Below are 13,433 nucleotides of genomic sequence, written 5' to 3'. Positions count from 1 at the left end.
GCTGCGCACCTTATCCGAGGCATTGCTCAGAGCCGCCTGACGTTCCTGCTTTGTCTCCTTATGCGTATCCGGAGGCCCTTTCGTTAGTTCGGGCCTTGTTGGTGTGCATGGCTCAGGCCGCGAGTGCGGCGATAGCCAGAGGCTGCGGCCGCCAGTTCCACGGCAGCAGTTCATCGAGCCGATGTGCGGGATGGCCGGCGATGCGCGCGAGGACGTCGGCGAGCCACGCCTGCGGATCGACGCGGTTCATCTTCGCGGTGACGATGAGGCTGTACATGGCTGCGGCGCGACGTCCTCCGCGATCAGACCCGCAGAATAACCATGATTTCCGTCCGAGAGCCACGCCGCGCAAGCCCCGCTCGGCGGCGTTGTTCGACATGCAGACGCGGCCGTCGTCGAGGAACAGAGTGAAGGCCGGCCGGCGCGTGAGGATGTACTGGATCGCCTTTGCGAGGTCGTGCCCGCGCGACAGCCTCGTCGCCTGCTCGCGCATATAGACCATCAGGTCATCGACCACGGGCCGGCTCTCCGCGCGGCGGACGGCCAGACGCTCCTCGGGGCTCCGGCCGTTGATCGACCGCTCGATCATGAACAGCGCGTCGATGCGGCGCACGACCTCAATCGCGATCGGCGAGAGCGGGATCTCGGTCTTTCCGGCGGCCTTGCGGCGTGCGTTCTCCTCGACGTCGGCGAAGACGAAGAACTTGCGCCGCGCATGCGCCCAGCACGCCGCCTCCCGGATCGGGCCGGGTTTGCGGTCCGCGAGATAGAGCCTGTTGTAGCCGTCGTAGGCGTCGGCCTGGAGAATGCCTGCGTAGCCCGCCAGATGCGCCTGCGGATGCTCGCCCCTCCGGTCGCGCGAGTAGTAGAAGATCGCGGCCGGCGGCCCGGCGCCGCCGAACGGCTCGTCATCGCGGACATAGACCCAGAGCCGGCCGGTGACGGTCTTGCCCTTGGTCAGCACCGGCACGGTGGTGTCGTCGCCGTGCAGGCGCTCGGCCGCCATGACATGCGTCTCGACGAGGCGCCGAAGCGGATCAAGCGCCGTCGCGACCGCGCCGACCGCGTCGGCCAATGTGGAGAGCGCGATCGGGGCGCCCTCGAGCGCGTAGCGGTCGGCCTGCCGGTTCAGCGGCTGGTGCTGGCCGAACTTCTCGAACACGATCATCGCGAGCAGGCTCGGGCCCGCCCAGGCCCGCGGGATCGCGTGGAACGGCGCCGGCGGCTGGCTGATTGTCTCGCAGTCCCGGCAGGAGAACTTCTCCCGAACCGTCTCGATCACCTTCCACCGCCGCGGCGTCGTCTCCAGCGTCCGCGTCACGTCCTCGCCGAGCTTGCGCAGGCGGGCGCCGCCGCAGCACGCGCAGGTCGTCGGCGGATCGATCACAACCCGCTCGCGCGGCAGATGGTCGGGGAACGTGTCGCGCTCGGCGCGCCGGCGGGTGAAGGGGCGCACCGTGGTCGTCTTCGCGGCCGCCTGTTCCGCCGCCAGCTCGTCCTCGGTGGCGCTTGCCGCCAGCTCCTCGAACTCGAGCGCCAGCTGCTCGATCAGCCGCGTCGACCGCTCCGACCTCTGCCCGTAGATCTGGCGCTCGAGCTTGGCGATCCGGAGCTTCTGCGCGGCGATCAGCGCCATGTCTTCCGACGCCTTCGCCTGCGCGACCGCCAGTTCCGCCGCGACTTCCAGGCCCCGCGCGCGCTCGGCGACAAGCGCCGCCTTGAGGGCGGCGACGTCGTCAGGAAAGGCCTCGGGAGCGGGATCCATGCGACGCACGGAATCACAAATCGAGCGATTCGAGGCGCCCTAAAATGAGTCTGACCCCATGTCTTTCTTCGCTTGCCGCGTCCTCAGCCCGCGCTCTTCGGCCGCCACGTCAGCTGCGGATTCCGCCAGTCGATCCCTTCGAGCATGTAGGCCATCTGCCCGGCCGAAATCGACACGACGCCCTCCTTTGCCGTGGGCCAGATGAACTTCCCGCGGTCCAGCCGCTTCGCATACAGCGACAGCCCGAGGCCGTCGTGCCAAAGGATTTTCGCCAGATCGCCCCGGCGACCCCTGAAAATGTAAAGATCGCCGCAGTGCGGGTCGCGGTTCAACTGCTCCTGAACCTGAAGCGCCAGACCCTGCATGCCACGGCGCATGTCGGTGTGGCCCGTCGCGATCCACACCCGCACCCCGCTCGGGATCGGAATCATCGCTCGCCCAGAACCCCCAGGACCCGACGAAGCGCATCGGCGTCGACGTTGCTGTCGACACGCACGCGGTTCCCGGACCCGAACTGGATCTCGATCACGCCGGGCTTCGGCCGTCGTCCATTCGCCGGCTGGCGCGCCGGCCTCGCCGCCTCCGAAAGAGGAGCCGGCGCCATCGCGTCGATCTCGACCGGAAGCAGGATCGAGCCGACGCTCCCGGCGGGGTCAGCCGTGCGCGCCAGCCTTCGCCATGTGAAGAGCAGACTCTGCGACACGCCGTGCCGCCGCGCGACGTCGCTCACAACGGCGCCCGGCGCCAGCGTCTCCTCGACGATCCGCGCCTTCTCGTCCCTGCTCCACCGCCGTCGGCGCTCGACCCCGAGAACCTTCCCATCCATCTCTGTATGACCTTAACGCCAGCCTTAAGGTCACACCCTTCGCGACCCTCCAGCCCGCAAGCAAGGCGGCCGCCGCCGAAGGGTTACGGACATACAGGGGTCATCGGAGAATCTGTGCCAAATCGTACGCTAAGCCGAAAACGCTGATTTCTCAGATAGCCGCGGACAGGTCGAAAATTGCCGACCGAAAACTAAAGTCTCCGGCCACACGGCAGCGGCTCGGAAAAAAACTTGCAAAATCAATGCACGCGAAGTCTCGATTCGCCGGGGTTTTTTGGCCGCTCCATCCTTAGCGTACGACTTGGAACATCCTCTGCGATGACCCCGTCGCTGCCAACAGAAACTGGGCGCCTCCTCTTGCAGCGTGGCATTCATTGGACGCCAAGCCTACGTGAAAGGCGCCGCCGTCTTCGCGATCCATCGAGACGGCGGCGCGGCGAACGGGACGAGGCGATCGGTCCCGCCCGGTTTCGGTGAAGCGGCGTCAGTTCAGCCCGAGCTTGCCGCGCAGCGTCGACAGGTCCTCGGCGAGCGCGTTGACCTTGGCCGAGAGCACGGTGCGGTCGGGCTCGGACAGCTTGTCATATGGCTCGTAGCCTTCCGCGGTCCTGTACTTGGCGAGTGTCGCGTCCACGACGGTGAAATTTTCGGCGACCTTCTTGACGAAGTCCGGGTCCTTTTTCGCGAGCACCGGTTCGAGCAGGACGAAGATCTTCTGTGAGCCGTCGAAATTCGCCTTGAAGTCCCAAAGGTCGGTGTGGCTGTAGCGATCCTCCTCGCCGGAGATCTTGGTCTTCGCCACCTCCTCCATGAGCGCCGCCGCGCCGCCGACCACCTTCTCGGGCGGGAAGGTCAGCTTGACGATGCGCGCGTGGAGCTCCTTCGCGTCGGCGAGGAGCTTGTCGGCCGTCTCGGACAGGCCCTGCGTCGAGTTCTTCTCCCACAGACCGTATTCGAGCCTGTGGAAGCCGGTGAAGCCAGGATCTTCTTCCTTCTTCTCGTGATCGTCGGCGCGCGAATCCAGCGCGCTGTCGAGGTCGCTGAACAGTTCAGCGACCGGCTCGACCGCCTCGTAGTTCATGCGCGTCGGGGCGTAGAGGGCCTTCGCCGTCTTGGTGTCGCCCGCCTTGATCGCAGCGACGAATTTCGTCGCGTCGGCGATGAGCTTCTCCGTGTGCACAGCGACATAGAGCTTGTAGTCGGCGATCGGCTGCACGAGGTCGAGCGGCGCTTCCTGAGTTGCCCAGGCGAGGCCGGGGGCGCAGAGCGCGGCGGCGAGCGCGCCCATCTTCAGCCGGTTTGCGAGTGTCATGCTTGCTTGTCCTTCCGGTTGGAAATTTCTGCGCGCGTTCAGGCGATCGCCTCGATCAGGCTGCGGCCGAGATAGTCGCTCTCGTCGCGAACGCCCGGCAGGACGAAGAAATAGCCGCCGCCGAACGGCTTGATGTATTCTTCGAGCGGCTCGCCGTTGAGCCGGCTCTGAACGGCGAGAAAACCCTGCGCCAGATCGGCCTGGTAGGAGAGGAACAGCAGCCCGTCTTCGAGGTGGCCCGATTTCGTCACGCCATTCGAGAAGTTGAAGCCCCGGCGTACGATCAGGTTCGCCTCGGTCTCGGGCCGCCTCGGATTGGCGAGCCGCATATGCGCGGTCAGCGGCGTCAGGTCGCCTTTCGGATCGGCGGCGTAGTCGGGGATGTCGTGCTCCGATCCGCCCAGAACGCCGAGCGGCGCGCCGCTCCATTTCTCGCGCCCGAAGATGCGCTCCTGCTCGCCGAGCGGGGTGCGGTCCCAGTCCTCGACCAGCATCCGGATCAGGCGCACGACCTGATAGCTGCCGCCATGCGCCCATTTCGGCTCGTCAGGATCGCCGGCGCCGACCCAGACGATCTTCTCCATGAGCGCGTCGTCGTTGGAGTCGGGATTGGCCGATCCGTCGCGGAAGCCGAGGAAGTTGCGCGCGCTCTCCGACTTGCCGTCCGGCTGCGGCGGGACGACCGGGACGCTGCCTTCCTGGCGCCAGCGCAGCACCATCGAATCGGACGTGTTCTTGATGATGTCGCGGAGAGCGTGAATGTTGGTCGGCTGGCTGTTGGCGCAGAATTGCAGCAAGACGTCGCCGTGGCAGCTCCGCGCGACGAGGGCGTCGTTCGGAAACCCGGCCATCCGCATGAGCGTCTTCGGCTTGAGCGGCTTCAGCCACGCTCTGTCCTCAAAGAGCGAATCGCCGACCGAGACCGTGACAGTGAGTTCGTCGGGCTCGATGACCGGACCCAGAATGCCAGAATCCGCTGGCGGCAGTTTCGGATCGCGGTCGGGCGCGCGGCCGCCCTGCGTCAGGAAGGCGATCCGCTCGGTCAGCTTGCGGAAGAGCGTCTGCAATTCCTCGGGGTTGGCCGCCACGAGGTCGAAGGCGGCGACGATGCCGCAGGCCGGGCGCGGTGTGACGACGCCCGCCTGATGAACGCCGTAGAACGGCGTGCGCCGCCTCGCGTCCGAATGCGCAATCGGCGCGTCGGCGACCTGCGGGCGCGCGGCCTCGCTTTCCGCCGCGATGGCCGCGCCGGCGCCGCCGCCCGCCGCGGCGATCGCGCCGGCGCCGAGGAGAAAGCCGCGGCGGCTCGCGGCGAACGGGCAGGATGGCGTCTTTGTCGTCGTCATGGTCCTCTAGCTCCGGACTTCAACCGCGGCGCCGAGCCTGTCGAGCGCGTCCGCGAGCGTCCCGAAGGTCTCCGCGAGCGCGGCGCGCGTCGAGGCGTCGACCGCGTCGAATGACTTGAACCGGTCGCCGTCGCGGAGACCGGCGAGGACGCTCTGCGCCCCGGCGACCGCCCTCTCGGCGCCGTCCGCCGCATCGGCCGCGGACTTGCGGACGACGGGCGCGAAGAGTTCGACGATCTTCCCAATGCTCGCGAGATTGGCGTCGAGGTCGTCGAGGTCGGTCCTCGAAGAGGAATCCTCGCCGGATGCGATCCGGCCGGAAGCCAGTTGGCGCGCGAGCCGCGCAGCGCCGCCGACGAGATCGGCCGGCGCGAGCTTGGCGCTGCGCAGGCGCGCCTTGAGGTCCGCGGCGTCCGCCGCGAGCTGGTCGGCGAAGGGCTGAAGCCCGCCGACGCCGTTCTGGCCATAGAGATCGTAGGCGATGCGGTGGAAGCCCGTGAAGGCTGGGTCTGCCTCGCGCCCGGCGAGGTAGTCGGGCGACGGGTTGATCCGGTCGACGAGGTCGGAAAAGCGATAGACGACCGTCTCCAGCTGCTTGTAGGGCGCGCGCGCCGCCTCGTAGGCCGTGCGGGCGGCCGCGACATCGCCGGCCCGGATCGCGTCGGCAAGGCGTCGCGCGCCGTCGTCGAGCGCGCTGGCGGCCATGCCGAGATAGAACCGATATTCGGCGAGCGGGCCAAGGAAGGCCCGCATGGTCGGAGCCGAGGCGGCGGCGACGGCGGATTCCCGGGACGGCGTCACCGTCAGCGTCCCGCGCGGGTTCGACAGCAGGCCGCAGGTCATCGCCAGCGCGCCGGGCTGAAGATCGACCGTCAGCGTCGCCTTGAGGCCGGGGACGATGTTCTCCTGCTCGGCCACGACCATGACGCCGTCGAGGATCTCCCACTCGACCGGGCGGTCCGACGCGTTGACGACTTCGAACTTTCGCCGTCCGGCCGGAACGGTGAGCGCATTCGGCGCGCAGGCGCGGGCCGTGATCGTCACCCGGAAGGCGTCGGCTGCGGCGGGCCGCGCCCGCTGCGCGGCGAGATAGAAGGCCGCGCCGCCGATCAGGACGAGGACGGCCGCGCCCGCGACCGCCAGACCGATGAAGCGCGGCGGTCCGGCGGGCGCGGCCTTCGGATCAGACGCGGACATCGCCGTGCGCTCCGCCGCGCGCCGTCGCGCTGACCGGCTCTTCCATCGGCCGCAGGAAGAGCCACAGGGTGACGGCGAGGAAGCCGACGTAGACGAGGATTTCGCCCAAAGCCGGCGCCGCCTGATAGTTGAAGACGCCGGCCAGCATCGTTCCCACGACGCTCGAATCCGGCAGGATTCCGCTGAGATCGACCGGTCTCTGCTGCAGGCCGTTCCACAGGCCTGCCTCATGCAGACTGCGCGCCGAAGCGGCGAGCAGGCCGGCCGCGACGACCAGGATGAAAACCCCCGTCCAGCGGAAGAAATGGCGCAGGTTGATCCGCACGCCGCCGACGAAGATCGCATAGCCGACGCCGACAGCGACGACGAGGCCGAGCAGCGCGCCGAGCGGCGCCGCCGCCCCCTCGCTCTGCTGGAAGATCGCGAGCAGAAAGAACACGGATTCGAGGCCTTCGCGAGCGACAGCGAAGAACACCATGCCGATCAGCGCCCAGCCGCCCCCGGACGTGGCGAGGGCGGCCTCGATCGAGCCTTCGAGTTCGCCCCGGATCGAACGCGCCGCGCGGCGCATCCAGAACACCATCGAGACGAGCACGCCAACGGCGACCAAGCCGATGACCGCCTCGAACGCCTCCTGCGCCTTCTGCGGAAACTCGGCGCTCGCGATCTGGATCGCCGCGCCGGCGAACAGCGCCAGGGCGACCGCCAGCAGCACGCCGAGCCAGACATACGGCATCCATCGCGCCCGACCGGTGCGATAGAGGTAGCTCGCGACGATGCCGACGATGAGGGCCGCCTCGACTCCCTCGCGCAACATGATCAAGAAGGGCGCCAACATCGAACCCGCACCACCTTGCATGATCGTTCGTCGGCGGGGGCTTCCGGACGAAGACGATGACCTTACGGGCCTGGAGCAACCCGCAGACTCTGCGTCACTCAAAATCCAGGGACGGTCAACAAAAGTCTGTCGCTGGATCGCAGATTGGAATTAGAACGTTTCTAAATCAACCATTCCGAGGCGAGCTCTCAATCCACGCCGAAGCTCATCTCTCTTTGATCCATATGAAATGGCGGCATACGCGTTCAATTTTACGCATCGGAATCACAGCGATTTAGAAACGTTACGATCTGGGGAGAAACCATTCCGTAGTGTTGCCGATCTCGATGACTACGGATATCGATCTCTCTGCTGTGGGACTATCGCCCTTGCGGCGACATCGGACAGCGACTTCCAACGTCGGCTAGATTGCGTCGCGCGCTGCATTCTAGTCAACAGACGCCCGTCGTTGGACCAGCGCAGACGCTCTCCCGAACTGATGCTGAGCGCCTTATCAACGGCACGAGGAGCGAGGGGCGCCGTAAGGACCACGTTGATTTTCTGATTCAGACGTTGCGCGATTCCGTGCATCCGAGCCTGGCCGGGAAACGCAAAGGCGCACGACGCAGACGTCGCTTCTGCGCGAACCTCGACGCCCCCCGACCTCTGGAGGTAGCTCTTCGCGACCTCCAGTGTGGTTGCGGTCCTTCTCTCGCGATCGATGTCGGGCAACGACGTCAGTTGGACCGAAAGGACACACCCGCTTTCATTCCGCAGGATGGCTACGCGGCTGCTGCGGTTCGGCATTTTGCCCCCCAGAGTCGCCGATTTCGCTACCTGCGATCTTGCCGCAAAGATCACCGACCGATCTGCAGAAAGTCCACAACTGCTCGATTGAGTGCGGCGAGTCGCCGCGCCCCCTTTACACTGCAGGACTTGGCCCGTATTCAAGTGACGTGGTTCTCGTTCCGGGCTCCCGGAACGGGATTAAAAGGGAACGCGGTGCGTTGCGCTTGAGCAACTATACCGCGGCTGCCCCCGCAACTGTGAGCGGTGAAGATCGCCGAATTGAGCCACTGGTCCAGACTGGACTGGGAAGGATCGGCGATCTGACGACCCGCAAGCCAGGAGACCTGCCACGCCCGTTCGCATCTGCGGACGGTTTGTCGTTGGGCGCCGGGGTGAGCGTCGTGCAACATCACGGGCGCTCATGAACCCGTGTGAGCCGCATCTCTCTGTCGTCTCCTTGTGCGGATTCGAAGCCGCCTCGAGCGGCGTTCGAGGGAGACACGACCTTGAAGCATCTGAAAACCATGTTGGCCGCCGCCGCGATCGCGGGCGCGGCGGCGCTGCCGGCCGAGGCGCACTTCCAGCTGATCTACACGCCCAACGCCAATCTCGAGAAGCCGGGCGAGATCCCGATCCTGCTTCTGTTCTGGCATCCGTTCGAGAACGGCCACGCCATGGACATGGCGAAGCCAAACCAGTTCTTCGTCGTCACCAAAGACAACAAGAGGACCGACCTCATCGACAAGCTGACGCCGGTGACCTTCAAGGGCAAAGAGAATTCCGCAGCGGCGTGGCAGACCAAATTCCCCGTGCGTGCGCTTGGAGACTACATTTTCGTTCTTGACCCCGCGCCCTATTGGGAGCCAACCGAGAACCACTTCATCCATCAAATCACGAAAGCCTATGTCAATCTCGGCGAGGCGCCGACCAATTGGGATCAACCCGTCGGCCTGCCGACCGAAATCGTACCGCTGAACAAGCCGACGGCGATCGTCGCGGGATCGACATTCTCCGGCCGCGTGCTGACGGACGGCAAGCCGGCAGCCGACACGGAGATCGAGGTCGAGTACCTCGCCGCGGAGCCGGATCTGGCGACGCTGACGCCGAAGAAGCCCACCGTCTCCCCGCCGCCAGGCGGCACGCTGGTCGTCCACACCGATTCCAACGGCGTCTTCACCTTCGGCATCCCGAAGGCGGGCTACTGGGGCTTCTCGGCGGTCGATGCGGGGCCGAACAAGAAGTTCAAGGACAAGGACCAGGAAGAAGACGCCGTCATCTGGATCCACGCCAACGATCTCAAGTGAGGCGCAGCCGAGGAGGCAGGTCATGCATATCGTCGACGGCGCCCTTACGTTGCCGGTCATCGCGGTCGGCTCCGCGATCACGGTCGCAGGCATCGGGCTCGGCTTGCGCCAGATGCCGCCAGAAAAGATCCCCGCCGCAGGCGTGCTCAGCGCGACATTTTTCTGCGCCTCGCTGGTGCACATGTCGATCGGACCTTCGAGCGTCCATCTGATCGTCAACGGGCTCTGCGGCATCGTGCTCGGCTGGGCGGCGTTTCCGGCGCTGTTCGTCGCCCTGCTCCTGCAAGCCATCTTCTTCGGCTTCGGCGGGTTGACGGTCATCGGCGTCAATACGGCCAACATCGCCGTGCCGGCGGTGATCGTCTACTACCTGTGCCGCCGCGGCGTCGTCCGTTCGTCGCCTCAGGTCGCGGCGATCTGGGGCGCCGTCGGGGGCGCGCTCGCCATCGCGCTCACCACCGGTTGCGTGGCGCTCGCGCTCTCGTTCTCGGGAGACGAGTTCATCCCGGCGGCGAAGCTGGTGTTCTTCGCCCACATTCCGGTCATGGCGATCGAAGCGGTGCTGACCGCCGCCGCCGTCTATCTGATCCGCCGCGTGAAGCCCGAATTGCTGGACGCGTTTTCGGCCGCTTCGCCCGACTTGCAGCCTGTGCTGGCGGCGGCTCCGGAGGCGAGCCTGAGGAGCACCCAATCATGAACACGACAGTCATGACCAGAACAGTCGCGGCCACGCTCGTCGCTCTCGCGATCTCGTTCGGCGCCTCGACGCAGGCGCTCGCGCACAAGGTCGTCGCCGGCGCCTATGCCAGCGGCGACCACATCGAAGGCGAGATCGGCTTCTCGGATGGCTCGGTAGCGAAGAATCAGCCGGTCGACGTGCTGGCCGAAGACGGCAGCAAGATCGGCGAGACGAAAACCGGCGAGGACGGCACGTTCACGTTCAAGCCGACCAAACCGATCGTACACATCTTCCACGCCGACATGGGCGGCGGCCACATTGCAAACATCCGCATCGAGGTGGCCGACCTGCCGGTCGACCTTGCGGCGGCGGGTGCGGCGGGTGGCGGCGCGGCGGTCGGCGGCGGCGCGGCTCCGGCCGCGGCGGCGGACGCCACGACCGCTGCGGCCTCGGCCGCCACTGCAGTCGCGCTGAGCGACGCGCAGAAGACCCTGCTCCTCCAGGCGGTCAGCAACGAGATCAAGCCGCTCAGAAAGGAGATCATTGCGCTCAAGGAGAAGGACGACTTGCAGTCGATTCTGGGCGGGATCGGCTACATCGCCGGCCTGTTCGGGCTCTGGTTCTACGTGTCGGCGCGACGCTCGCAGTCGAAGCAAACCGCGACGATGGCCCAACCCTCGGTGTCGGCGCAGCGCACGCCCAAGACCGCCTGATGGGTGGGGCGGCCCCTGCGGCAGGCGCGCCTCTCGTCGGGGCCAACTCTTCCGGAGGCTCGCTCAAGGCGCTCGACGGCCGCGTGCGCATCCTGGCGACCGCGGCCTTCGCCTTGGCGACCGTGTCGTTCTCGCATTTCGGGCCGCTCCTCATTGCGCTCGGAGGCGCGATGCTGGTCGCGCGGCTCGTGGAGCTCCCCATACTGAAAACGCTGCGCCGGATCATCGCGATGGATATGTTCATCGCGTTCATGATCCTGATGCTGCCGTTCACGACGCTGGGCGAGCCGCTGTTTTTCGTCTTCGGGTTTCCCGCCAGCCGCCAGGGCCTCGTCGAGGCCGCTCTCATCGGATTGAAGGCGAACGCCATCGTGCTCATGGCGATGGCGCTCCTGTCGTCGTTCGAGCCGGTCGAACTGGCGCGCGCGATGGGCAGGCTCGGCGTTCCCGAGCGCCTCGTGCATCTCGTGCTGTTCAATATCCGCTATATCGACCTCTTGTACCGGGAGTTGCACCGGTTGCGCACGGCTATGCGGGCGCGCGCCTTCAGGGCGAACGCCTCGTGGCACGCGTGCGTGAGCATGGGCTATCTGATCGGCATGATGCTGATCCGCGCGCTCGAGCGATCGGAGCGGATCCTACAGGCGATGAAATGCCGTGGCTTCACAGGCCGGCTCTACCTGGACGGCGAAGAACGGATCCAGCGCCTGGACCTGGTGTTCGCCGCGGCCTTCGCCGCATTCGTCGGCGCTCTGACCCTGTGGGAGATCCTGAGTGTCGCCGCTCTTTGACGTCCGGGGCCTCGTATTCGGGTATCCCGGGCAGAACACGGTTCTTGAACAGGCCGAGTTCGCGCTCCACCCGGGCGAGCGCCTGTGCGTCGTGGGCCCCAACGGCGCGGGCAAGAGCACGCTCCTGCAAATCCTCGTCGGACTCCTGACCCCTCAGGCCGGAACGGTCGTCGCTTTCGGTCAGGAGCGGCGCAAGGAGCCTGATTTCTTCGAAGTGCGGCGACGCGCCGGCTTCGTGTTCCAGGACCCCGACGATCAGCTATTCTGCCCGACGGTCGCCGAGGACGTCGCCTTCGGGTTGCTCAATCTCGGCAAGAGCCGTCGCGAAGCCGCGACGATCGTCGACGAGACGCTCGATCGTCTCAAGCTCACGCACCTGCGCGACCGCGTCACCCACAAGCTCTCCGGCGGCGAGAAGCGCCTCGTCACGCTCGCCGCGGTCCTCGCCATGGAGCCGGACGTCCTGCTGCTCGACGAGCCGACCAACGCGCTCGACGAGCGCACCTATGCGCGGCTCGTCCGAATGCTTCTGGACCTGCCCCAGGCGATGATCGTCGTGTCGCACGACCCGCATTTTCGCAGGGCCATCGGCACTCGAAGCCTGGCGCTGAATAACGGAAGGCTCGCCGAACTCGATGAGAGTTCACGCGCCGACGCCAGAGTTGAAACCCGGTCGTGACAGTGCACGCAATTGTCGAGCCGCGGCAGGAATCCCGATACCCGTCATGACGGACACGCATCCCCACAGCCCGCTTTGGCCAGGCGTCCCGCTCGCTCTCGGGTCCGCGGTGCTGTTCGGCGCTGCGGCGCCTTTTTCGAAATCGCTCTCGGGCGCACTCGATCCATTCATGCTCGCAGGCCTACTTTATTTGGGCGCGGGACTCGGGCTTCTGGGCTTGCGCCTTCTGCCTTTCCCAAGAGCTCGGGAGGCCGAACTGCAACGGCGCGACTGGCCATGGCTCGCCGCGGCGATAGCGGCCGGGGGCGTCGCGGGACCCGTCCTGCTTATGGCGGGACTCGCTCGCACGTCAGCCTCGAACGGCGCGCTGCTGCTCAACCTCGAAGGCCTCGCGACGGTGGGGCTCGCATGGGTCGTCTTCAAGGAGAACGTCGACCTCCGCGTTCTGATTGGGGCCTTCGCCATTCTTTGCGGTGCGGCTCTGCTCGCGTGGGGCGGTGACGGCGCCGCGCTCGATCTTGGCGCGCTCCTCGTCGCGGGCGCGAGCCTTGCCTGGGGGATCGACAACAATTTGACTCGCAAGATATCCGCGGCCGATCCGGCGACGATCGCCATCTGGAAGGGCTGCGCAGCGGGGTCCGTGAACGTTGGCATTGCTCTCGCAGCAGGGTCGTCGCTTCCGCCGGCCTCAAAAGCGATTGAGGCGGCGCTGGTTGGCTTCTTCTGCGTTGGCGTCAGCCTCGTCCTGTTCATCCTGGCGCTCCGTCAACTCGGCGCGGCCAGAACCGGCGCCTATTACTCCCTCGCACCGTTCGTGGGCGCCGCGCTGTCGATCGTGGCTCTCGGCGAACCGCTCACGGCTCAACTCCTCGTTGCGGGCGTGTTGATGGGCATCGGATTATGGCTGCATCTGATCGAACGGCATGAGCACGAGCACGTGCATGAGGCGATGGAGCACAATCACGTTCACACCCATGACGTGCATCACCAACATGGTCACGGTGGGCCTGTCGAGGAACCGCATTCACATGTGCATCGCCATGCGCGAGTCTCGCATGCTCACGTCCATTATCCTGATCTGCATCATCGGCATCGGCACCAGGAGTCGGGGTGATCCGCCGGGAGCAGGACTGGTTGGAGGCGGATGTTTCACGCCGTCGAATCAGTCCTCGGCGATCACGTGAAAGAATGAGCCCGTGACGAGCCCCCTGCGCG

Annotated in this window: 13 protein-coding genes and 1 riboswitch; of the genes, 6 read left to right on the top strand and 7 right to left on the bottom strand. The window is 66.3% G+C overall.

Annotated elements, in window-relative coordinates:
- Window positions 1–112: 112 nt before the first annotated feature.
- From tnpC to efeU, 7 genes are all read right to left on the bottom strand, one after another.
- Window positions 113–1,765 (bottom strand): IS66 family transposase, encoded by a 1,653-nt coding sequence (tnpC, locus tag DFR50_RS12770; protein ID WP_113889642.1) that lies wholly within the window; start codon window positions 1,763–1,765, stop codon window positions 113–115.
- An 83-nt stretch (window positions 1,766–1,848) separates the two neighbouring features.
- Window positions 1,849–2,196, bottom strand: coding sequence for an IS66 family insertion sequence element accessory protein TnpB (gene tnpB, locus DFR50_RS12765; RefSeq protein WP_113889641.1), 348 nt, complete (start codon window positions 2,194–2,196; stop codon window positions 1,849–1,851).
- On the bottom strand, window positions 2,193–2,591 hold the full coding sequence (gene tnpA / locus DFR50_RS33585) for an IS66-like element accessory protein TnpA (protein WP_113889639.1): 399 nt from the start codon (window positions 2,589–2,591) through the stop codon (window positions 2,193–2,195). The genes tnpB and tnpA overlap by 4 nt, the downstream gene beginning before the upstream one ends.
- 484 nt (window positions 2,592–3,075) lie before the next feature.
- The gene (gene efeO / locus DFR50_RS12755; RefSeq protein ID WP_113889637.1) at window positions 3,076–3,903 is read right to left on the bottom strand and encodes an iron uptake system protein EfeO; all 828 of its coding nucleotides are present in this window, start codon (window positions 3,901–3,903) and stop codon (window positions 3,076–3,078) included.
- A gap of 38 nt (window positions 3,904–3,941) precedes the next feature.
- Window positions 3,942–5,249: an iron uptake transporter deferrochelatase/peroxidase subunit gene (gene efeB / locus DFR50_RS12750; protein WP_113889635.1), complete on the bottom strand. Its 1,308-nt coding sequence runs from the start codon at window positions 5,247–5,249 to the stop codon at window positions 3,942–3,944.
- Between the two features lie 6 nt (window positions 5,250–5,255).
- Window positions 5,256–6,446: an iron uptake system protein EfeO gene (gene efeO / locus DFR50_RS12745; protein WP_113889633.1), complete on the bottom strand. Its 1,191-nt coding sequence runs from the start codon at window positions 6,444–6,446 to the stop codon at window positions 5,256–5,258.
- Window positions 6,433–7,284, bottom strand: a complete 852-nt coding sequence (gene efeU / locus DFR50_RS12740) for an iron uptake transporter permease EfeU (protein ID WP_113889631.1) — start codon at window positions 7,282–7,284, stop codon at window positions 6,433–6,435. Before efeU ends, efeO (DFR50_RS12745) begins: the two co-directional genes overlap by 14 nt.
- 919 nt (window positions 7,285–8,203) lie before the next feature.
- Window positions 8,204–8,418, top strand: a riboswitch (cobalamin riboswitch).
- Window positions 8,419–8,558: 140 nt separating this feature from the next.
- Here efeU and DFR50_RS12735 point away from each other — a divergent pair.
- The 6 genes from DFR50_RS12735 to DFR50_RS12710 are packed head-to-tail and all read left to right on the top strand — an operon-like array spanning window position 8,559 to window position 13,332.
- Window positions 8,559–9,356 (top strand): DUF4198 domain-containing protein, encoded by a 798-nt coding sequence (locus tag DFR50_RS12735; RefSeq protein ID WP_113889629.1) that lies wholly within the window; start codon window positions 8,559–8,561, stop codon window positions 9,354–9,356.
- A gap of 22 nt (window positions 9,357–9,378) precedes the next feature.
- Window positions 9,379–10,053: a cobalt transporter CbiM gene (gene cbiM / locus DFR50_RS12730; protein WP_113889627.1), complete on the top strand. Its 675-nt coding sequence runs from the start codon at window positions 9,379–9,381 to the stop codon at window positions 10,051–10,053.
- The gene (locus DFR50_RS32085; protein WP_170153191.1) at window positions 10,050–10,748 is read left to right on the top strand and encodes a cobalt ABC transporter permease; all 699 of its coding nucleotides are present in this window, start codon (window positions 10,050–10,052) and stop codon (window positions 10,746–10,748) included. Before cbiM ends, DFR50_RS32085 begins: the two co-directional genes overlap by 4 nt.
- On the top strand, window positions 10,748–11,539 hold the full coding sequence (gene cbiQ, locus DFR50_RS12720) for a cobalt ECF transporter T component CbiQ (protein WP_113889624.1): 792 nt from the start codon (window positions 10,748–10,750) through the stop codon (window positions 11,537–11,539). Before DFR50_RS32085 ends, cbiQ begins: the two co-directional genes overlap by 1 nt.
- A complete protein-coding gene (locus tag DFR50_RS12715; protein WP_113889622.1) occupies window positions 11,523–12,218 on the top strand; it encodes an energy-coupling factor ABC transporter ATP-binding protein in 696 nt (231 codons plus the stop codon). The genes cbiQ and DFR50_RS12715 overlap by 17 nt, the downstream gene beginning before the upstream one ends.
- Before the next feature lie 46 nt (window positions 12,219–12,264).
- Complete coding sequence (locus DFR50_RS12710; RefSeq protein ID WP_113889621.1) at window positions 12,265–13,332, top strand: DMT family transporter; 1,068 nt, start codon at window positions 12,265–12,267, stop codon at window positions 13,330–13,332.
- Window positions 13,333–13,433 lie beyond the last annotated feature (101 nt).

This window comes from Roseiarcus fermentans, from assembly GCF_003315135.1.
GTDB classification, from domain to species: domain Bacteria; phylum Pseudomonadota; class Alphaproteobacteria; order Rhizobiales; family Beijerinckiaceae; genus Roseiarcus; species Roseiarcus fermentans.
The sequence above is the reverse complement of the archived record's forward strand: the minus strand, read 5'-3'. Positions and strand labels throughout refer to the sequence as shown.